General features: G+C 67.6%; 17 protein-coding genes. 4 read left to right on the forward strand and 13 right to left on the reverse strand.

The features are described from left to right. Positions 1-3: 3 nt before the first annotated feature. Together pdhA and AB0J62_RS26740 are read right to left on the reverse strand one after the other, a co-directional pair. A complete protein-coding gene (gene pdhA / locus AB0J62_RS26735) occupies positions 4-1,122 on the reverse strand; it encodes a pyruvate dehydrogenase (acetyl-transferring) E1 component subunit alpha (protein ID WP_363877024.1) in 1,119 nt (372 codons plus the stop codon). A gap of 377 nt (positions 1,123-1,499) precedes the next feature. Further along, a complete protein-coding gene (locus AB0J62_RS26740) occupies positions 1,500-2,732 on the reverse strand; it encodes a phytase (RefSeq protein WP_363876668.1) in 1,233 nt (410 codons plus the stop codon). 120 nt (positions 2,733-2,852) lie between these two features. Here AB0J62_RS26740 and AB0J62_RS26745 point away from each other — a divergent pair, with 120 nt between their 5' ends. Continuing rightward, positions 2,853-3,821, forward strand: a complete 969-nt coding sequence (locus tag AB0J62_RS26745; RefSeq protein WP_363876671.1) for an EamA family transporter — start codon at positions 2,853-2,855, stop codon at positions 3,819-3,821. A 525-nt stretch (positions 3,822-4,346) separates the two neighbouring features. Continuing rightward, a complete protein-coding gene (locus AB0J62_RS26750; RefSeq protein ID WP_363876674.1) occupies positions 4,347-4,940 on the forward strand; it encodes a hypothetical protein in 594 nt (197 codons plus the stop codon). A gap of 158 nt (positions 4,941-5,098) precedes the next feature. On the opposite strand, the gene AB0J62_RS26755 is transcribed toward AB0J62_RS26750, so the two are convergent. Both AB0J62_RS26755 and hisC read right to left on the reverse strand, forming a co-directional pair. After that, a complete protein-coding gene (locus AB0J62_RS26755; RefSeq protein WP_363876678.1) occupies positions 5,099-5,806 on the reverse strand; it encodes an SDR family NAD(P)-dependent oxidoreductase in 708 nt (235 codons plus the stop codon). After that, positions 5,803-6,882, reverse strand: coding sequence for a histidinol-phosphate transaminase (hisC, locus tag AB0J62_RS26760; protein WP_363876681.1), 1,080 nt, complete (start codon positions 6,880-6,882; stop codon positions 5,803-5,805). The genes AB0J62_RS26755 and hisC overlap by 4 nt, the downstream gene beginning before the upstream one ends. A 156-nt stretch (positions 6,883-7,038) precedes the next feature. Here hisC and AB0J62_RS26765 point away from each other — a divergent pair, with 156 nt between their 5' ends. After that, positions 7,039-7,911: an arginine deiminase-related protein gene (locus AB0J62_RS26765; protein ID WP_363876684.1), complete on the forward strand. Its 873-nt coding sequence runs from the start codon at positions 7,039-7,041 to the stop codon at positions 7,909-7,911. On the opposite strand, the gene AB0J62_RS26770 is transcribed toward AB0J62_RS26765, so the two are convergent. From AB0J62_RS26770 to AB0J62_RS26780, 3 genes are read right to left on the reverse strand one after another with little or no spacing between them, the layout of a single operon-like run. Then, positions 7,894-8,580, reverse strand: a complete 687-nt coding sequence (locus AB0J62_RS26770) for a hypothetical protein (RefSeq protein ID WP_363876687.1) — start codon at positions 8,578-8,580, stop codon at positions 7,894-7,896. The genes AB0J62_RS26765 and AB0J62_RS26770 overlap by 18 nt on opposite strands. After that, positions 8,517-9,131: an S-layer protein gene (locus AB0J62_RS26775; protein ID WP_363876690.1), complete on the reverse strand. Its 615-nt coding sequence runs from the start codon at positions 9,129-9,131 to the stop codon at positions 8,517-8,519. The genes AB0J62_RS26770 and AB0J62_RS26775 overlap by 64 nt, the downstream gene beginning before the upstream one ends. 18 nt (positions 9,132-9,149) lie before the next feature. Next, positions 9,150-10,793 (reverse strand): phage tail tip lysozyme, encoded by a 1,644-nt coding sequence (locus AB0J62_RS26780; protein WP_363876693.1) that lies wholly within the window; start codon positions 10,791-10,793, stop codon positions 9,150-9,152. Between the two features lie 182 nt (positions 10,794-10,975). Between AB0J62_RS26780 and AB0J62_RS26785 the strand changes: the two genes are divergently transcribed. Next, positions 10,976-11,644 carry a GntR family transcriptional regulator gene (locus AB0J62_RS26785; protein ID WP_363876696.1) on the forward strand — a complete coding sequence of 223 codons (669 nt, stop codon included), beginning with the start codon at positions 10,976-10,978 and terminating at the stop codon, positions 11,642-11,644. Between the two features lies 1 nt (position 11,645). On the opposite strand, the gene AB0J62_RS26790 is transcribed toward AB0J62_RS26785, so the two are convergent. The 6 genes from AB0J62_RS26790 to AB0J62_RS26815 are packed head-to-tail and all read right to left on the reverse strand — an operon-like array spanning position 11,646 to position 18,724. Further along, positions 11,646-13,679, reverse strand: coding sequence for a hypothetical protein (locus AB0J62_RS26790; protein WP_363876699.1), 2,034 nt, complete (start codon positions 13,677-13,679; stop codon positions 11,646-11,648). Beyond that, positions 13,676-14,890, reverse strand: coding sequence for an enolase C-terminal domain-like protein (locus AB0J62_RS26795; RefSeq protein WP_363876702.1), 1,215 nt, complete (start codon positions 14,888-14,890; stop codon positions 13,676-13,678). The genes AB0J62_RS26790 and AB0J62_RS26795 overlap by 4 nt, the downstream gene beginning before the upstream one ends. Then, complete coding sequence (locus tag AB0J62_RS26800; protein WP_363876705.1) at positions 14,887-15,711, reverse strand: SDR family oxidoreductase; 825 nt, start codon at positions 15,709-15,711, stop codon at positions 14,887-14,889. The genes AB0J62_RS26795 and AB0J62_RS26800 overlap by 4 nt, the downstream gene beginning before the upstream one ends. 10 nt (positions 15,712-15,721) lie before the next feature. After that, positions 15,722-16,531 (reverse strand): carbohydrate ABC transporter permease, encoded by an 810-nt coding sequence (locus AB0J62_RS26805; protein WP_363876708.1) that lies wholly within the window; start codon positions 16,529-16,531, stop codon positions 15,722-15,724. Next, positions 16,518-17,444 (reverse strand): sugar ABC transporter permease, encoded by a 927-nt coding sequence (locus tag AB0J62_RS26810; protein WP_363876711.1) that lies wholly within the window; start codon positions 17,442-17,444, stop codon positions 16,518-16,520. Before AB0J62_RS26810 ends, AB0J62_RS26805 begins: the two co-directional genes overlap by 14 nt. Beyond that, positions 17,441-18,724, reverse strand: coding sequence for an extracellular solute-binding protein (locus AB0J62_RS26815; RefSeq protein ID WP_134110743.1), 1,284 nt, complete (start codon positions 18,722-18,724; stop codon positions 17,441-17,443). The genes AB0J62_RS26810 and AB0J62_RS26815 overlap by 4 nt, the downstream gene beginning before the upstream one ends.

An 18,724-nucleotide genomic window follows, 5' to 3' on the forward strand; every position in this document is an offset into this window, starting at 1 on the left:
CGCTCAGCCCTCGCCTTCGAACGACGCGGCGTACGCGGCGAACTGGTCCCGCTGCTCGGCCAGCTGCGGCGTCTCCTCGACGTACACGTTCTTGAAGAAGTCCGTGAGCACCGGATCCGGCAGCGCGAGGCAGCCGGCCCGCAGCTCGGCGGCGATCTTGTCCGCGTCGGCCTCGACCTGGTCGAAGAAGTCGTGGTCGACCCCGGCATGCCGGGCCAGGTACGCGTGCACGCGCTCGATCGGGTCCTTGAGCTTCCAGTGCTCGAGGTCCTCGTTGAGCCGGTACTTCGTCGGGTCGTCGGAGGTGGTGTGCGCGCCCATCCGGTACGTGTACGCCTCGATCAGCGACGGCCCGCTGCCTTCGCGGGCCCGCTTCAACGCCTGCTGCGTGACGGCGTACGTCGCGAGCACGTCGTTGCCGTCGACGCGGACGCCGGGGAAGCCGAAGCCGGCGGCGCGCTGGTACAGCGGGATCCGGGTCTGCCGGTCGATCGGCTCCGAGATCGCCCACTGGTTGTTCTGGCAGAAGAAGACCACCGGCGCGTTGAACACCGAGGACCAGATGAACGCCTCGTTGACGTCGCCTTGGCTGCTGGCGCCGTCACCGAAGTACGCGATCGTCGCCTCGCCGTTCTCGGCGTCGCCGATCGCGTGGTCGCGCTGCTGACCCATCGCGTACCCGGTCGCGTGCAGCGTCTGGGCGCCGATCACGATCGTGTAGAGGTGGAAGTTGTTGTCCTTGGGGTCCCAGCCGCCCTGGTCGACGCCGCGGAACAGGCCGAGCAGCCGCAGCGGGTCGACGCCCTGGCACCACGCGACACCGTGCTCGCGGTAGGTCGGGAAGACCATGTCCCTGTCGTTCAACGCCCGGCCGGAGCCGATCTGCGCGGCCTCCTGACCGAGCAGGGACGCCCACAACCCGAGCTCACCCTGGCGCTGCAGGGCGGTCGCCTCGGAGTCGATCCGGCGGACCAGGACCATGTCCCGGTAGAAGCCCTTGATCGCGTCGTCGTCGAGGTCGAACGAATAGTCCGGGTGCTCGACGCGCTCACCTTCTGGCGTCAGCAGCTGGACGAACTCGACCTCCTCGGAGGCCTGGGGCGGACTGACCGGCGCCTCCACGGGCGCGAACACTTCCGGGGGAGTCCCCGGCACCGACTCACTCACATGCACTCCTCGGGTTCGAGCGCGGGATCGCCGCGACCGCAACGTTGCACGGGGCCGGCCCGTTTCGCCGGATGAGGCTTTCGCAGGCTGGTCCGCGTGATTCCAGGGGTTGATGCACCGCAGGCAGTGGACCTCCTCACCGGTCTCACTCCCATCTTGCCGGACACCGTACCGAGCAGGTGCCTGATCCGCTAACTGTCTGGACTCCGGCGGGTACGCCGGTACCGAAAACGGTCTCAGGATGAGACACCAGTCCACCCACTGGTCCCATCCCAGCGCTCATATTACAGATTTCCGGCGCATCGACGGCATGCGTCACAACTTCGTCTCGATCAGGGCAGTTTCTCCAGCCGGACCAGCTTGAAGTTCGTGCCCTCGCGGTCGCCGTCACCCGGAGTGTTATCTCCGTCATGTACGGCGAACAACCCGTGCGGGAACCGCGCTCCGAGCGGCTCGGTGGTCACCGCGGCGCCGTCACTGTGCTGTACGCCGTCCGCCGCGGGTCCATCGACAACCTCGAATCCGGCGCGGTAGACCAGTCGGCGTCCGTCCATCCGGTAGCTCGCGAACGTCGAGTCGCCCTGGCTGGATGCGTACAGAGTGCGCCGGCCGTGCTCGTACGCGATGGTCAGACCCTCGGCGTCCGCGCTGAGGTGCTTCCCGGCGTCCGGGCTGACCGGTCCGGCCGCCTCACACTCTTCGGTCTGCTCGTTATAGACAGCCTTCTGGCCGAACTCACGGACCTTCTCGAGCAATTCCGGCTTCCCGCGCTGCGGGATGCGCCAGATGCCGACGTCCTCCTGGGCGGCGTACAGGTCGTTCGTGGTGCGGTCGAACACCATGCCCTCGAGCTGCGGCCGGTCGCCCGGGTCCTCGCACGGCGACCACGTGGCGCCATTGGTGAGCGTGAAGCTCGCGGGCAGATCGACATACCGTACGGTTTGGTATGTCGTCTTTTCGTGGCCGTCCGGGACGAGCCGGAGGAACGCGACGCGGGTCTCGCTCCGCCGCGTCACCGCGACGACAGGCTGCCCGTCGATCGAGGTCGCCGCGAGACCGTACGCCGTCCGCTGGTCCTGCACCTCTTCTCTGTCCTTGCTGAACACGAGCGGGGCCTTGGCGCTGGTCACGTCGGTGAGGCGGCCGTTCTTGATCGCGTACGTGCGGAGCTGGTCGCGGCCGCGGTCGGTGACAACGGCGAGATTCCCGACGATGTCCACGTTGTTGAACCGGCCCGGCTCCTGCCCCTCCTCCGGCGCAGGCGGCGTGGCGAACCGCTGCACCTGCTTCCCGGTGAGGTCGAAGACCGTCAGCCCGCCGTTCTTCAGCGTGCCGAGAACGACGCTGCGTCCGGGGTTCTTCTGATCGACCCAGATCGCGGGATCGTCCGCGTTCGCATCGCCGCCGGCCTCGTCGTCCCAATTCGGAGCGGTCTCGGCGGCGGCGGTCACCCCCGTCAACCCACTCGACCCGTTCGACCCGCTCGCGTACGCCGGGTGCACCCCGAGCGTCACAGTCAGCGCAGTCACGACTACTCCGGCGATCCGCATCTTCGTTCTCCTCACGATCACGGCAGTAGCCGCACCCTGCCGGGTGCCGATGGCCTGGCGGGAAACAGCGGATTGCTGGCCGGAAACCGCCTTGCGCGGGGGATCGCCGAGTCCTAACGTAAGCATCGTTCCTGCATGACACCCCTGACAGGTGAGGAGACTCGGATGGCCGCCTCCGCTCCGGCCCCAGTGGTCGGGACCGGTTCCCGTCCGGCCTCCGGCGCGATGATCTGGACCGCGCTCACGGTCGTGTACATCGTCTGGGGTTCGACGTACCTGGCGATCCGGGTGGTCGTTGACGCGGACATCCCGCCGATGCTGGGGATGGCGACGCGCTTCCTGACCGCGGCGGTACTGCTGGCGGCAGGCCTGGCCGTGAAGTCCGGGTGGAAGCGGCTGCGGATCACGCGCCAGGAGGCGATCGGCGCGGCGACGGTCGGCGTACTGCTGCTTGCCTTTGGCAACGGTGCGGTGGCGATCGCGGAGCAGACCGTCCCGTCCGGGCTGGCGGCGCTGCTCGTCGCGGCGATCCCGTTGTGGCTGATGTTGCTGCGCGTGGGCGGCGGTGAGCGGCCGCGCGCGATGACGTGGGTCGGCGTACTGATCGGGTTCGGCGGCGCGGCATTGCTGGCGTTGTCAGGTGGCAACACGAGCGCGAAGCCGTTGTCGGTCGCGATCCTCGTGGTCGGCACGATCTGCTGGGCGATCGGTTCGCGGTTCGCACCCCGGCTCGGCCTGCCGCGGGACCCGCTGGTCACCGCGCTCTACGAGATGGTCTCCGGCGGTACGGCGATGGTGCTGCTCGGCGTACTGCGGGGAGAGCCGGGGCGGCTGCACCTCGACCGCGTGGACGGGTCGGGGTGGATCGGGCTGGGGTATCTGGTCGTGTTCGGCTCGCTGCTTGCGTACACGGCGTACTCGTATCTGCTGGCGAACGCGCCGATCTCGCTGGTTGGAACGTACGCGTATGTGAACCCGGCGGTGGCTGTGTTCCTGGGCTGGCTGATCCTGAGCGAGCGCCTGACGTGGCAGATCCTGCTCGGCGGCGCGGTGATCATCGTGGGTGTCGCCCTCGTGGTCACGTCGGAGCGCCGGCGGAAGTGACGTAGTACAGGCCCCGCTGCGAAGTGACGTAGTACGACGTAGTACAGAGCCGAGCACAAGGAAAGACCCGGGCCCACGAGGGACCCGGGTCTCCCACCGCTGCCGATGCGCGCGGCAGCGGGTCTGACGCCGGTCGCACCCTGCCCCGAAAAAACACGGCGCGAAACTCGGCAATGGTTCCAACGATATTCCGGCAGATCGTGCTATTGCCAATTCGGCGACCACCGAGCCCACCGAAACAATGTCCCGATTCACCGGGCATCCGTCACCCGCGCTGACTCAACGACGCACCATGGGCTCGGTTACGGGTGCTTCTGTCTCAACTTCCGCTCGCTCTTCCGACCGTGCCGTTGCTGGTAAGTTGCCTGGTCAGCACGGGATTGATTGCTTTGTCAGGAAACTCATCACCGTCGACCTATGTGCCCGCCTGCGGCGAAAAAGTTGACGAAAAAGTTTGTAACCGGTGCTGCCAGGTGTCGTTAGCACTAAGACGAATCCGTCAAACCCGAAAGGAAACCTGGCATAATGCAGGTAACTCGCAAGATCGTCGCAGCTGCGGCAGTGGCGACCGTCGCCACCCTGGGCCTGGCCACCATGGTGAGCGCCAACGTTCTGGACGACGCGCAGAAGAAGGCTCAGGACTCCGGCCTGGCCGACGCGGCATCGGCGGCCAGCAAGGGCTACGACATGGGCCACGCTCGCTGGTGGGGCGTCAAGAAGGACGGCTCCCTGGTCGCGATCGACCGTAACGACCTCGGTGCGGTCCAGGCCTGCCACAACTTCGGTGCCGGCACCGGCATCGGCGGCACCGTGCCGGCCGAGGACATCACCGGCATCGTTGGCTGGGGCAACGACGGCAACAGCGTCACCGCCGTCAAGACCTGCGAGCAGAGCAACGAGCAGAACCGCAAGTGGTACAAGGCTGACGGCAACGGTGTTGTCTCGGTGAGCGACAACAAGGTCGGTCCGTGGCAGGTCTGCCACAACGAGATCGACGCCACGGGCATCGGCGGCACCGTGCCGCTGACGAACCCGACCGGCATCCTCGGCCTGGACAACGACGGCAACTCCGTCGACTCGCTCAAGACCTGCGAGCAGAGCAACGAGCAGAACAACTGACCCTCCCTGGTCAGTGATGCAGGACCCGAACCAGCCACCTCGGTGGGTTGACTGATTCGGAGCAACACGCAACAACCGCGGCGCCGGGAGCAAGCCTCACTCCTCCCGGCGCCGCTCTTTTGTGTACTGCGGACTCCACCCCACGTGCCCGCGGCCGGTTACAGGTGGCGGAGGTCTACGCAGGAGCCGTTGGGGAGGTTTCGGGTGAGGAGGGACCAGATGCCGGTGGCGGCTGCTTCGGGGGTGGTGAGGGAGCCGGAGCGCTTCAACTCGTGGAAGCGGGAGACGGACGGGAAGTCCGCCTCGGCTGTGGCGCGGATCTCGGACTGCATGGCGGTGTCGACCACGCCGGGAGCCACGGCGATCACGTGGGAGTTGGCGGGTTGTTCTTGGCCGACCGTGCGGACCCAGTGTTCGACGGCCGCCTTCCCCGCGTTGTAGGAGGACCAACCGGCGTACGCGGTCTTGGCTGCTCCGGAGGAGAGCAGGATCAGGTGGCGTTCGCACGTGAGGTGGGCGGACGCGCGCAGGAACGCTGCGCCGAGGACCTGCGGAGCGGCCGAGTTGAGCAGGACCGCACGGGTGTACGAGGACGGATCAGCCGAAGCCGCGGGGCCGATCGGGCTGATGGTGCCGGCGTTGTGGATGAAGATCGCGTGCTCGCCGTCGTACTCGGCCAGTTCCTTCGTGAAGTGCTCTTCGACAACGGCCCAGCCGGCGGGGTCCGAGAGGTCGGCCCGCAGGTGGTTCGGCGTACCGCCCCGGCGGGAGATGTCGATGACACGGGCGTCCGGGAACGGCACCGCCGCGGCGAGGGCGGCGCCGATCCCGGCCGAAGCTCCGGAGATCCAAACGAGCGCGGTCACTGGCGCCAAGCGCGGGCGACGCCGAGGAAGATGTCGTTGGCTTCGGACTCACCGATGGTGACGCGGACGCCGTCGCCGGGGAACGGGCGGACCGAGACGCCCTCGGCCTGGACGGCCTCGGCGAACTTGACGGTGTCCTCGCCCAGGTCGAGCCACACGAAGTTCGTCTCCGACTCCGGCACGTCCCAGCCGGCGGCACGCAGCTCGTCCACGACGCGGGTCCGCTCGGCGACCAGCGCATCGACCCGCTCGAGGAGCTCCTCCTCGACAGCCAGGGACGCGATCGCCGCGGACTGTGCGACGTAGCTGACACCGAACGGCAGCGCGCACTTGCGAATCGCGGCGACCACCGGCGGGTGCCCGATCGCGTACCCGACGCGGAAGCCGGCCAGGCCGTACGCCTTCGAGAACGTCCGCATCACGACCACGTTGGGCCGGTCGCGGTACACCTCGACGCCGTCCACCACATCCGTTTCGCGGACGAACTCGCGGTACGCCTCGTCCAGGACGACCAGCACGTTGGACGGTACGACGTCCAGGAACGCGAGCAGCTCGTCGCGGCGTACGACGGGGCCGGTCGGGTTGTTCGGCGTACAGACCAGCACGACCTTGGTGCGGTCGGTGATGGCAGCCTCCATCGCCTTGAAGTCGTGCCGGGCGTCGGCGGTCAGCGGCACCTGGACCGACGTGGCGCCGGTCAGCTGGACCGCGATCGGGTACGCCTCGAACGACCGCCAGGCGTAGACGACCTCGTCACCCTCCGAGACCGTGGCCTGCAGCAGGTGGTACAGCAGCGCGACCGATCCGGTCCCGACCGCGAGATCGCTGACCGGTACGCCGAACCGGGCCGAGAGCGCGTCGAGCAGCTCGACACAGCCCATGTCCGGGTAGCGGTTCATCTGGGCCGCGGCCTCGGTCGCGGCGGCGAGCACACCTGGGAGCGGCGGGTACGGGTTCTCGTTGCTGGACAACTTGTACGTCGGCCGGCCGTCGGTGCGCGCGGGCGGACGGCCCGGCTTGTAAGCCGCGACGTCGTCCAGGCAGGCGCGAAAGCGAACCTCGTTGTCAGGGGTCATGCCCGCAGGTTAGTCCTTACCTCACGCCGGAACCACCCTCCTTCGAGCGACCTCGCGCACGCCGTTTGACTCCGGCTACGCCGAGCCTCAAACTGACTGATTGTCGGACAATCAGGAGATCTGACACTGGATCTCATCGGGTCAGGGAGGGTGTTCATGGGGCAGCCGCTGGGGTGGGGTCGTCGCTATCTGATGGTCCGGCCGGACCACTTCCGGATCGACTACGTGATCAACCCGTACATGTCGACGCAGGACCAGCCGGACCCGGCGCTGACGTTGAAGCAGTGGGACTCACTGCGGCAGGCGATCGTGGATGCCGGCGGCGAGGTCGACGTACTGGCGCAGCGCCAGGACTCCCCCGACATGGTGTACGCGATGAACCTCGGGCTGGCGGCCGCGGACGGACGCGCGATGCTCTCGCACATGCGCTTCGAACCGCGCCGCAAGGAGTCGCTGAGTGCGGCCGAGTGGTTCAACGAGCACGGTTTCGAGCTGGACCGGACCGGCGGTGAGGGCGTCGGACCGCACTTCGAGTCCGGGGACGCGTTCGTGTTCGGCGACAGCCTGGTCGTCGGGTACGGTCCGCGCACCGAGGCCGACGCGCTCAAGCACCTCGCGACCGGGTGGAACATCCGCGTCCGCGGGCTGCGGATCGCGCACGAGGGTATGTACCACCTGGACCTGCCGTTCTGCCCGGTGGACAGCACCCACGCGATGGTCTACCCGCCGGCGTTCGACGCCGCCAGCCAGGCCGAACTCGCCGGCATCGTCCCCGACCCGATCGTGCTGACGGACGACGAGGCCTTCGCCTTCACCGCGAACTCCATCGTCGTGAACGAGACGATCATCATGCCGGCCTGCTCCCCACGCCTTCGCGCCGTCTTCACCGACCTGGGCCTGCGAGTAGTCGTCCTCGACCTCTCCGAGTTCCACAAGGGCGGCGGCTCGGCACGCTGCCTGACCAACCCCCTGGACTTCCCGCTGGCCGACATCACCACCCCGGGCGGTGAACTAGTCCTGCCGGCCTGAGCGCGCGTCGGCAGCCGCCAGCCCAGCACGCATCGACTCCCGGACCGCCGGCTCCCAAGCGCCCGTGTTGGCGAGCGGGATCTCGGTCATGAACCGTCGCTCGGCCTCCGGGATCCGAGCGACGACGAGATCCGGGTCCGAGAGGACGGTCGCGTAGATCGTCGGACCGTCGGCGGAGAACAGGTCTGCGATGACCAGTCGTCCGTCGGCGGTCCGCATGACGTTGTCCGGGTTGTCGTCCAGCGGTCCACACCAGGGCAGCTCTGCCTGGGCGCGCTTGTGGACGCGGTGCACCACGTCGACGAGGTCGGCGACTTCGGGTGCTCGTGCGGCGATTGCGTCGTGGAACTCAGCGGCTTCGGCTTCAGGAACCGGCTTGAGGGGCTCCATCAGCTGGAGGTCGCCGCCGCCGACCAGGCGGTGATGGGCAAACAGCTGCGGGACCTGGCCGGTGTACGACGCCTCGCGGTAGAACGCGGCGACATACGGGCTGGCCGGGTCGAACGGGCTGATACGCGCGACCGCCGTACCGTCCGGGGACAGGAGTGCGATCGCCCAGTCGCCGACGCCGCAGCGGGTCCACCCCGCCGCGAGAAGCTCCCCTTCTACTTGCCGGTGGTCCAGATCAGGTCGAGGGTGGCTGGGTCCCAGCCATAGCCTTGGATCCATTGGTCGGCTTTTTCCCTGCCTTGGGGACCGTAGACCTCGATGACGACCGAGATCGCCTCCGGGTTGGTCGGGTCGGTCTTGGACTTGGTGTAGGTGGCCTCGAAGCCGTCGCCGACGTACGGCAACTGGCTGAGGATCGGGTACTTCTGGCGGAGCCGGGCCTGGATCTCGTCGAACCGCTGGCCGGCCTCGGCCTCCAGCTTCAGCTCCTGCTCGGGGTTGTTCTTGGCCCACTCCCTGCCCTCGGCGCTATTGGCGTAGAGGTACATCTTGATGCTCTGCCGATCACCCTCGGCGGTGAACGTCATCGAGTACGGCTGGAATCCGTTCCGTTTGCCCTCGATCGTGTGCTGGCCTTGCTTCACCTTGATCTCGCCGTTGGCCGGAACCTCGTGCCCGTCCATGGTCAGCGTGAGGTCGTTCGGGATCGACTCCACCGTGAGGCTCGTCTCCGAGCCGCCCCGGAACAGCAGGATGCTGCCGACCAGCACGACGACCACCGCCAGCGCGGCAACGCCGATCAGCAAAGGCCGCCGGTTCTCCTCAAGCATCGCTGTATCCGTCCTCACTCAGTTCTTCGGCGTCGTCGTCGGTGTTGCCCCGCTCTTCAGCCGGAAGACCCAGAATCCGTCGGGACCGACGCCGTACAGATTGTCCGCCGCGGGAACGTGCTGCCCGAGTGACCCGGCCGCCGAGTTGAACGCTTCTTTGTCTCCCCACGGACCGACGTACAGGTACGTGTGGCCGGGGCCGTTCAGGATGTCACCCGGCTTCATCCCACCGGGTGGCTCCGACGTCCAGTGGTCGTACTTCCCCGAGTTCAGCATGTAGTCGCGCTGGGTCGGGGTGTACACGTTCGGGAACTTCGGGTCGGCTCCGCTCATGTGCATCACGGTCGCGACGAACCGCCCGCAGTCGGTGTACGGATCCTGACCGCTCGCGCCGTCGTTGTACTTCGCCATCGCCTTCACGTACTCCGGCTTCGCCAGGCTCGCGGACGTACCCCAGTGATTCTTGCCGCTGTCCGGCCAGGCCAGGTTCTTTGCGACCGCGGCGATGTTGCCGCTGCCGGCGCCGCAACCGCTGGGGTCGTCGCCTCCACCCTTGCCGGCGGCCGGAGCCGATCCGCCGAAGGTGTTCAGCACGTGCTCGGCGTTCGCCTTGCGCTCGGCGTACCGCGGGTTGTTCGGGTTCTCGTACCCTGCGAACCGCTCGAACTGGCCGCCGAACGCGACTGCGGCAGCGTCGACGCTGGTGGCGGCCTTGACCGCGTCGCCGGCGGCCTTCTCCGACAGCGGCGGCTTGCCGAGGAGCTGTTTGTGCAGGAACTCCAGCTGGTAGGCCAGTGAGCCGATGACGTCGTCGCCGACCCCGGCGTCGCGGGACGGGTTGATCATCTTGCTGGCCGGCGTCCATTGGACGATGCCCCAGCCACCGGAGTACCCGAGCACGTCGGCCGGCTTCGTCACGGTGCCCGGGGCGGTGCCCTGCTTGCGGCCCGGCTCGACGCTGGACTCGCTGATCATGTTGCCGACGATGCCGGCGGCCTGCTCCTTGGTGTATCCGTTCTGGACGAAGAAGTTGAACGCCTTCTGCTGGTTGTTCGCCCCGCTGAGGTCGCCGTTGAGGCAGGAGCAACCGCTGTCGCCGGAGTCGGACGTGTCGAGCTCGAACGGGTTCTTGTCGGGCTTCTGGGTCTCCCAGTCGGCGGGATCGTCCTTCTTCTCGGCCTTGTTGACCCACATCTCCCAGTGGATGTGCGGGCCGATCAGACCGGGCGCGATCTCGTTGCCGGTGCCGGAGGTGCCGATCACGTCGCCGCGCTTGACGTCGGCGTTCAGCGCCACGCTGATGGTCTTGAGGTACTTCGTCCGCGTCTCGACGTCCTCGCGCCGGATCCGGACCTCGCCGCCGTCGGCCTTGACGACCTTGCCGTCGCTGGACGCGTAGACCTTGCTGCCCTCGTCGACCTTGAAGTCGTAGCCGACGTGACCGGGGAAGCCCGGCGCCGGCGAGGTCCAGTCGACGTCGATCTTCTGCGAGTCGGTCGGATAGCCGAACAGGCTCGTTTCCTGGGCCTGCTGGGCGCACTGCGCCTCGGCCGTGTCCATCCCGCCCAGGACGCCGAGCAGCATCAGCAGGACGATCAGCAGTGGGAGCAGCAGGATCAGCCCGATCGCGCCGAGGATCGGCAGCACTTTGCTGTCTCCCACGTTGTGCTCCTCGCTCACTCGAGTGGACTCCCGCGCCGGTCCGCGAAGAGGGGCGGCCACTGGGGGAAATGCTGCCCGAAAACCGGGTCATCGTGTCGGAAGTTATCCACAGGCCGGCGGCCGGGGTGGTCCCGAACCGGGTCGCGCGCGACAACGGACCGGGTCTGGACGAGAATCACACCATGTACGAACGGCTGCGGGTGGACCGCTCGACCACGGTGGACCGGGTGGTCGACGCGCTGCGCGCCGCGCTGTTCGCCGGCGACCTGGAGCCCGGTACGCCGCTGCGCGAGCAGCCGCTGGCCGAAGCGCTGGGGGTGGCCCGGAGCACGATCCGGGAAGCGATGACGATGCTGGTCACCGAAGGCCTCGCGGTCCGCGAGCCGAACAAGGGCGTCAGCGTCGCGATCCTGCACCCCGACGCGGTGGCAGACATCTGCCGGGCGCGGTTCGTGCTGGAGTCGGCCGGGATCCGGGCCTGGTTCGAGGCGGACGAGGCGGCTCGGGAGCGGGTCCGCGAGGCGATGCGGGTATTCGCCGCGACCGCCAAGGACGGCGCGGACCCGGAGGCGTTGACCGAGACCCACCTCGCGATCCACCGCAGTCTGGTCGCGTTGACCGGCAGCGAGCGGCTGATCGCCACCGCCGACTCGATCACCGGCGAGGCGCGGCTCGCGCTCGCCCGGGTGGATGCCCTGCGGCAGGACGCGCGCCAACAGGTCGCGTCCCACCGCAAGCTGATCCGGCTGCTCGAGCGGGGCGAGCTCGACGAGTGCGTCGACGAGCTCCGCCGCCACCTCGAAGGCGCCCAGGAGTCGCTCCTGGAGGCCATCGCCATGCCACCCAGCTGAATCAGACCAGCCCGTCGGCGGTCACGTCGTACGTCTGCGAAGCGACTCGGAGCCCGATGAGGCGCGCGTCGGGGTCCAGCTCGGCAACCTGTGGGCTTGCCGTGACGGTGCCGTCGAGAGCTACCTCGATGCCGAAGATGCCCTCCAGGACCAGGCTGACCCAGGCGCCGGACGACGAGCAGGACCAGTCGATCAGGTACGGGAACTGTGGCGGGGACTTGGCCGCTCCACCGGCCATCGCCGGCTGCGCCTCTTCCACGAAGTGCGCCTGCCCGCACGGACCCTGGTTGGCTGTCTTCGCCAGCCCAGGCAGCCAGTCGAGCAGTACGTCGCCGCGCCCGAGTGCGAAGAGCGCACGACCCGCATCCGCCGGCCACGCCGGGTACGCACCGTTCCATTGGTGGTCAGGGCGGACGCTGAACGCAGCATCAGCGTCGTACGGCGAGAGGGCGCGCATCCACGTCGGTGTCTGCAACTCATGCTGGAAGAACGACACCATCTCGGCGCACTGCGACTCCGACAAGTCGTCCGGCATCGTCGTGGCGATGAGGTTGAAGTCGTAGCAGTGCCGCACCGGAACTAGTGACCCGTCTGGTTGCCGAGCGTGCCAGAAGCCCTTGCCCTCGACGTACAACTCGTTGACGTGGCCGGCCTGCGCCGACGCCTCCTTGCGCAGCAACGCGGCACGATCGGAGTCACCCGACCGATCTGCGATCTCAGCGGCGACCCGCATGCACCAGACGTTCGCAGCGTTGAAGCTGGCGACCTCGTGCACGTAGCTGCTCACGCACTCCATCAGGTTGTCGATGCCGCCGTAGTCGGCCAGCGGGTGCTCGCCGCGCAGACCACGCCAGGCGGTCGCCCAGTCGTGCACATGCTCGCCGACAGCCTTCGGACCGACCGTAGCGTCGAGGAATGCCTCGTCACCGGTGAAGCGGACGTAGTCGCGCACCAGTCTGGTCATCGCGAAGTCGTTGACCGAGTACCAGTAGCCGACCGGTCCGCCGGTCAGCCACTCGGTGCCGAAGTGCTTGTGGGTGTCGAGGCCGATCCAGTGCTCGATGTGCTTGCGCATCGGCTCCGGGTCCAGCAGCGCATGCGTCAACGACGACAAGCTGTAGTCCCAGATGAACGTCGTCGTCTGCCAGTACCTCGGCATCAACGTGTCGTAGGTCCGCCCGAGCACGCTGGCCGGGTTGTCCCGCCGGAACCAGATGACGCCCAGCACGCCCCACCAGTAGAGCTTCTGCAGCGCCTCGTTCGACGTCTCCAGGACAGGCAAGGACCCGCTGAAGCCCTCGCTGGACGGGTCGAAAGCGTCCGCGATCGCCACATCCCACATGCTCTCCGCCACCGCAATCACCGCAGGTACGTCGGCCACACAGACGTCAAAGTGCTCCCCAGCCTCTTCCAACGACCCCGCCAGCACATGCACGTACGACAGCCGCCCACGCCCTGCCTCATCCAGTACCAGGCTCGTATCGAGCATCCCCCTGTCCACAGTGCTGGGCACATCGAGACCTTGCAGGCTCACGGCCGATTCGGACTCCCCTGTGCCGACAACCCGACCGCCGACGACTGACAACGTGTTGGGCTCGGACGGAGGCTCAGGGCGCAACCATCCAGTCGGCGAGCGAGTCGCCGTGCTCTCCAGTGCGAACCCCAGGCGGACCGACCGGCTCGGTGCGCCAGACACCTCCACCTGTACGACGACGGCTGGGCGGCCCGGTGCACAGGCCGTGGTGGTGCGGACATGCAGGCCGTCGACGGTGGTGGAGCGAACGACGCAGTCCGGCCGCCACACGACGTCTACGGTTCCGCCGTACGAGCGTGCCAGCCGGCCGTCGACGTACAGCTGGGCGGTGATCGTGTCGCCGTGGGAGTACGGCGGGAAGTTCACACTGCGGATCGCGACGACGTCGTGGTCGACCTGCGCCGTGCCCAGGAAGTTCGTCAGCCCGGGCGGGTTGAACATGTCGTCGTAGGTGTGGGTCAGGACGTCGCTCGCCAGGTCGGCGGAACGCGGGATCGTCATGAGGGGTCGGCCCAATCGGTGTTCGGGAGCAGGGGGTACCAGTCCGGGCGCGCCGGATCGCGGTCGTACGGATAGGGTCCGAGCTCGCGGAACAGTTCGGCGTACTCCGCCAGCTTGTCGCGGTCCAGCTCGACACCGAGCCCGGGCCCGTCCGGTACGGCGATCGCACCGTCGACGTACGGACGCTTGCCGCCGGCAATGATGTCGTCGCGCAGGTGGTGGTAGTGCGCGTCCGCGGCGAATGACAGGTTCGGTACGACGGCGCCGAGATGAAGCATCGTCGCCAGCTGGATGCCCAGCTCGCCCGACGAGTGCACGGCGACACCGAGCTGGAAGGTCTCGCAGACGCCGGCCGCCTTGATGCACGGCCGGATGCCGCCCCAGAACGTGGTGTCGAGGAGGATCACGTCGACCGCTGGATCACGCACGTTGGCGGCGAGTTGCTCGAAGTTCACGACGACCGTGTTGGTGGCGAGCGGGATCGGCGTGTTCTCGCGGACGCGGCGCATCCCGTTCAGGCCCCAGGTCGGGTCCTCGAGGTAGTCGTTGTCCAGGTCCTCGATGCCGCGCGCGAACCGGATCGCCTCCTCGACGCTGAACGCGCCGTTCGGATCGAACCGGACACGATGGCCCGGGAACGCCTCGGCCAGCGCGCGGAAGCACTCCCGCTCATAGTCCGGAGGGAACACGCCGCCCTTCAGCTTGTGCACGCTGAACCCGTGCTCGTCGACAAGCGCGCGAGCATGCTCCACCAGTTGAGAAGCGGTCCGGATCTCGCCGGTGCCGTCCTCGTTCGGGTGCCGGAAGAACAGGTAGCTCGCGAACGGCACCACGTCCCGCACCTTGCCGCCGAGCAGCTCGTGCACGGGGACGCCGAGCTCGCGGCCCTGCAGATCCAGGCAGGCGAATTCGATTGCCGCGAGCAACTGAGTGCGGTTGTTGTACAGGCTCGCGGTCGGGTTGGCGAGCATCCAGCGCAAGGCCTCGGTGCGTGCCGGGTCGTGCCCGAGCAGGTACGGCTTCAACCCGGCGACCGCGGCCTCCGCGCTCTGCCCGCCGCCGCCCATCTCGCCCAGGCCGATCAGCCCGTTGTCGGCCTCGACCTCCACCACGGTCCGTACGAAGCGTCCCCAGTGCGCCCCGTTGCTGTGCCGTAGCGGTGCCTCGAGCGGCACGGTGACCGTGGTCGCGCGTACGTCGACGATCTTCACTTCGCGTCCTCCGGCAGTACGACGGGCAGGCCGGCGGTCAATCCACCATCGACCTTGACGTCCGCACCGGTCATGAACGACGCGGCCGGCGACGCCAGGAAATAGATGACCTCGGCAACTTCTCCCGGGGTCGCGACACGACCGAGCGGATGCGATCGTCCCCATTCGGCGACCACGTCATCGGTCGACCGCCCACCGCCGAACTGCGCCGCGGACGTGCGCAGCATGGGAGTGTCCACCGATCCCGGACAGACCGCGTTCACCCGGATCCCTTCCTCGGCGTGGTCCACAGCCATCGCCCGCACGAGACTGAGCAGCGCGCCCTTGCCCATGGAGTACGCCGCCACGCTTTTCTGCGCCGCATACGCCTGGACGGAGGCGACCACCACCACGCTTCCTCCGCGTGGCAGCTTCGGCACAAACGCCTGGCAGGCAAAGAACACGCCGCCGACATTGACGGCCATCACCTCGTCGTACACGGAGCCCGGCGTGTCCACGACGGTCCCGTACCGCTGGACTCCCGCGGCACAGACCAGCGCATCGACGGGTCCGGCCTCGGTGGCGATCGCGGCGAGAGCCGCGCGGTCGGCGACGTCGACGGCGCGTCCGGTCACGAGCTCACCGAGCTCGGCCCCCAGGGCGGCGAGCGCGGCGGCATCCCGGTCGAGTGCGACCACCCGATCCCCCGCGGCGACGAACCGCTCGACCGCACCTCGTCCGATCCCGGCAGCACCACCGGTGACCACGACCGTGCGACCACCCCCCACCCCGCCGGAGGCGGCGTTCTGTCCGCCGGAGGCGGCATTCGACTGCTGCGGCATATGGTTCCTTTCAGAACTGACCCAGGGCGAGGCCCCGGGAGAAGAAGCGTTGGGCGGCGAGGAACAAGATCACGGTGGGCAGCGACACGAGCAGACCGCCGGCAAGCACGGTCGGCAACGACGCACCGCCGTAGGTGCTCTGCAGGCCGGTCAGCGCCGGCATGATCGGCCGCACCGAGTCGGACTGCGAGAGCGTCAGCCCGAGCAGCAGGTCGTTCCACACGAAGGTGGCCTGCAGGATGAAGATCGCGGCCAGCGCGGACCCCGCCATCGGCAGGTAGATGCTGCGGAAGATCCGGAACAGCCCTCCGCCGTCGACCACCGCGGCCTCGAACACGCTCCGCGCGATCCCGGTGAAGAAGTTGCGCATCACGAACGCCGAGAACGGCACGCTGATCGCGGTGTACACGATGATCATCCCGACCCGCGTGTCGTACAGCCCGGAGTCCGCGTACCCGGAGAACAGCGGCATCAGGATCATCTGCAGCGGGAAGATCGTCCCGCCGAAGATGAACACGAACCACAGGAACCCGCGCTTCAACCGCAGTACGACGATCGCGTACCCCGCGGCCGCGCCGATCAGCACGGCGAGCACCGGCGCGATCACGCTGTACATCGTGGTCGCGACCAACGTGTCGCCGAGCGCGGCCTTGCTCCACGCGTCTCCGAAGTTCGAGAACAGCGAGAAGCCGGCCGGCTTCCAGACCGTCTTCGCGTCGTACCCGTCGACGGACTTCGATGCGTTGACGACCAGCAGGTACACCGGCGCGAGCCAGATCAGGCCCAGCGCCATCAGGAACGCGGTCTTAACCCTGCTCACGGGCGTCCCCCAACTGGTAGCGCAGGTACAGGATCGACGCGGCGAACGTGACCAGGCTGAGGAACAGCGCGATCGCCGCGCCCTGGCCGTAGTCGTTCAGCACAAAGGTCTCCTTGTACATAGACAGCGCCAGCGTCTCGGACGACGTACCGGGCCCGCCCTGCGTCATCACCCACACCACATCGAACGTCTTCAGGCTGCCGACGATCGACAGCCCGATGACCACTGTCGTGATCGGCCGGAGCTGCGGCCAGAGGTGGTGGCGGAAGAGACTGAATCCCTCCGCACCGTCCAGCCGCGCAGCCTCCAGCGGTTCACCGGGGATGGACTGCAGACCGACCACGAACAGCAACGCATTTACGCCGGCTGCCTGCCAGGTGACCGCGACGATCATCATCAGCGTGTTGCCAGGACCTGCCTGCAACCAGCCTGTGTGCGCACCCGGTAGCCCGAAGAAGCCGAGTGCCTGTCCCAGTGCACCGTCCGGCTGCAGTACGAAGCCCCAGATGACGCCGACAGCCACACCAGAGATCGCATAAGGCAGCAGGAACGGCAATCGCAGCCACGTGCCCCATTTGTGTCCATAGGTCAGTACTGCGATCAACAGCCCGAGCACTACCGGCAGGGTCACCATGCCGACGACCCACAGGAGCGTGTTGACGAGCGCCCCGGTCAGATCGGGATCGCTGAACATCGCCTTGTAGTTCGCCAACCCGGTCCACACCGGCGACGCCAGCCCGTCGTACTGCGTGAAGCTGACGTATGTCGTCCACAGGAACGGCAGGTAGAGCAGCAGTGCGACCACGCCGGCAGCCGGTAGCCCGAACAGCGGCGCCGTGCGGGCCCCGGTCCGGTCCGGGCGCTGAGTGCTCGCCCGGACCTTCACCGGTGGCCGTTCGATCGTGGAAGTCACTTCTGCTTGGCCCAGTACGCGTCCGCCTCGGCCTGGATCTTCTGCAGGCCCGGCATCGGGTCACCCGGCTTGGTCACGAACGCGCCGAACACCTCGAGCGCCTTGTTCGCGACAGGTACGGGCGTCGCCTCGAACCACCGGTTGATCAGCCGGTAGCCGTCACCGCCGACGTCCTTGTTCAGTGCCGCCAGGCTCGGGTCCTTGACCTCGGCCTTCGGGTTGAACGACAGGTCACCGCGGGAGTTCGCCCACGCGGTCTGCGCCTGCGGCGTGACCCACCAGTCGGTCCACTTCTTCACCGTCGACGCGTGGTCGCTGGCCGCGGCCGAGCAGACCGGACCCGTCTCGAAGATCATCGAGGTCTTCGGCAGGGCCGGGTTCACGTTCGGGATCACGAAGAAGTCGTAGTCGGTGCCGGCCTTCATCTTCAACGTGTTCAGGTTGCCGCTGAACCAGGTGCCGAAGTTGATCATCGCGACATCGCCGTTCTTCAGTTGCGCCTGCGGCTCGGTCTTCGAGCCCGGGTCGCTGAAGTACCCGGCGTCGATCATCTTCTTCCACTCGTTCATCACCTCGACCACGCCGGGGTCGGTGTACTTCGCCTTGCCGGCGGCGAGCGCGTCGTACAGGTCGGGGTCCTTGCCCGCGAGCAGCGTCTCGAACCAGACGAACGAGAACAGGATGTTGGTCTGGTAGAACGGCTTCACGCCGATCGCCTTGAGCTTGTCGGCATCCTTGAGCATGTCCGCCCAGGACTTCGGCGTGTCGGTGATACCGGCCTTCTTGAAGACGGCCTTGTTGTAGTACATCACCCAGTAGCCGGCGTTCAGCGGCACGCAGTACTGCTTGTCGCCGTAGGTGAAGTACTGCTTGAGCTGCTCGGGAATGTTGCCATCGGCAATTGCCTTGGTCCACTGGTCGGTCGTGTCGGCGACGAGCTTCTGGTCCACCAGATCCTGAAGCTCCTTGCCGGTGTGCCAGGTGAACAGGTCGGCCTTCTCCTTGGTCCGGAACGACGACCGGATGAACGCGGTGTACGTGTTCGAGTCGGAGTACCCGACCGGCTGCATGCCGACGCCGATGTCCTTCTTGCTGGCCGCGCCGACCTGGGTGAAGGCGTCCTTCCAGCCACCCTTGTCGTTGTAGAACTTCAGCGAGTCGACCGGCTTGTCCTCGCCCTTCTTCGGGGCAGCCGCTCCGCCACCTCCACAGGCGGACAGCGCGAGCGCGCCGGCGATCACCAGGGCAGCCAGCGCCTTCCGGTTGGTCTTGCGTTGCAT

It is taken from the genome of Kribbella sp. NPDC049584 (assembly GCF_040675555.1).
Lineage (GTDB): Bacteria > Actinomycetota > Actinomycetes > Propionibacteriales > Kribbellaceae > Kribbella.

What these genes read in the sequence shown, in the direction of transcription:
- AB0J62_RS26745 (WP_363876671.1), top strand. Translation starts at nt 2,853, where the DNA reads ATGACACCCCTGACAGGTGAGGAGACTCGGATGGCCGCCTCCGCTCCG.
- AB0J62_RS26815 (WP_134110743.1), bottom strand. Translation starts at nt 18,724, where the DNA reads ATGCAACGCAAGACCAACCGGAAGGCGCTGGCTGCCCTGGTGATCGCC.
- AB0J62_RS26750 (WP_363876674.1), top strand. Translation starts at nt 4,347, where the DNA reads ATGCAGGTAACTCGCAAGATCGTCGCAGCTGCGGCAGTGGCGACCGTC.
- AB0J62_RS26785 (WP_363876696.1), top strand. Translation starts at nt 10,976, where the DNA reads ATGTACGAACGGCTGCGGGTGGACCGCTCGACCACGGTGGACCGGGTG.
- AB0J62_RS26765 (WP_363876684.1), top strand. Translation starts at nt 7,039, where the DNA reads ATGGGGCAGCCGCTGGGGTGGGGTCGTCGCTATCTGATGGTCCGGCCG.
- hisC (WP_363876681.1), bottom strand. Translation starts at nt 6,882, where the DNA reads ATGACCCCTGACAACGAGGTTCGCTTTCGCGCCTGCCTGGACGACGTC.
- AB0J62_RS26770 (WP_363876687.1), bottom strand. Translation starts at nt 8,580, where the DNA reads ATGGATCCAAGGCTATGGCTGGGACCCAGCCACCCTCGACCTGATCTG.
- AB0J62_RS26775 (WP_363876690.1), bottom strand. Translation starts at nt 9,131, where the DNA reads ATGCTTGAGGAGAACCGGCGGCCTTTGCTGATCGGCGTTGCCGCGCTG.
- AB0J62_RS26790 (WP_363876699.1), bottom strand. Translation starts at nt 13,679, where the DNA reads ATGACGATCCCGCGTTCCGCCGACCTGGCGAGCGACGTCCTGACCCAC.
- AB0J62_RS26800 (WP_363876705.1), bottom strand. Translation starts at nt 15,711, where the DNA reads ATGCCGCAGCAGTCGAATGCCGCCTCCGGCGGACAGAACGCCGCCTCC.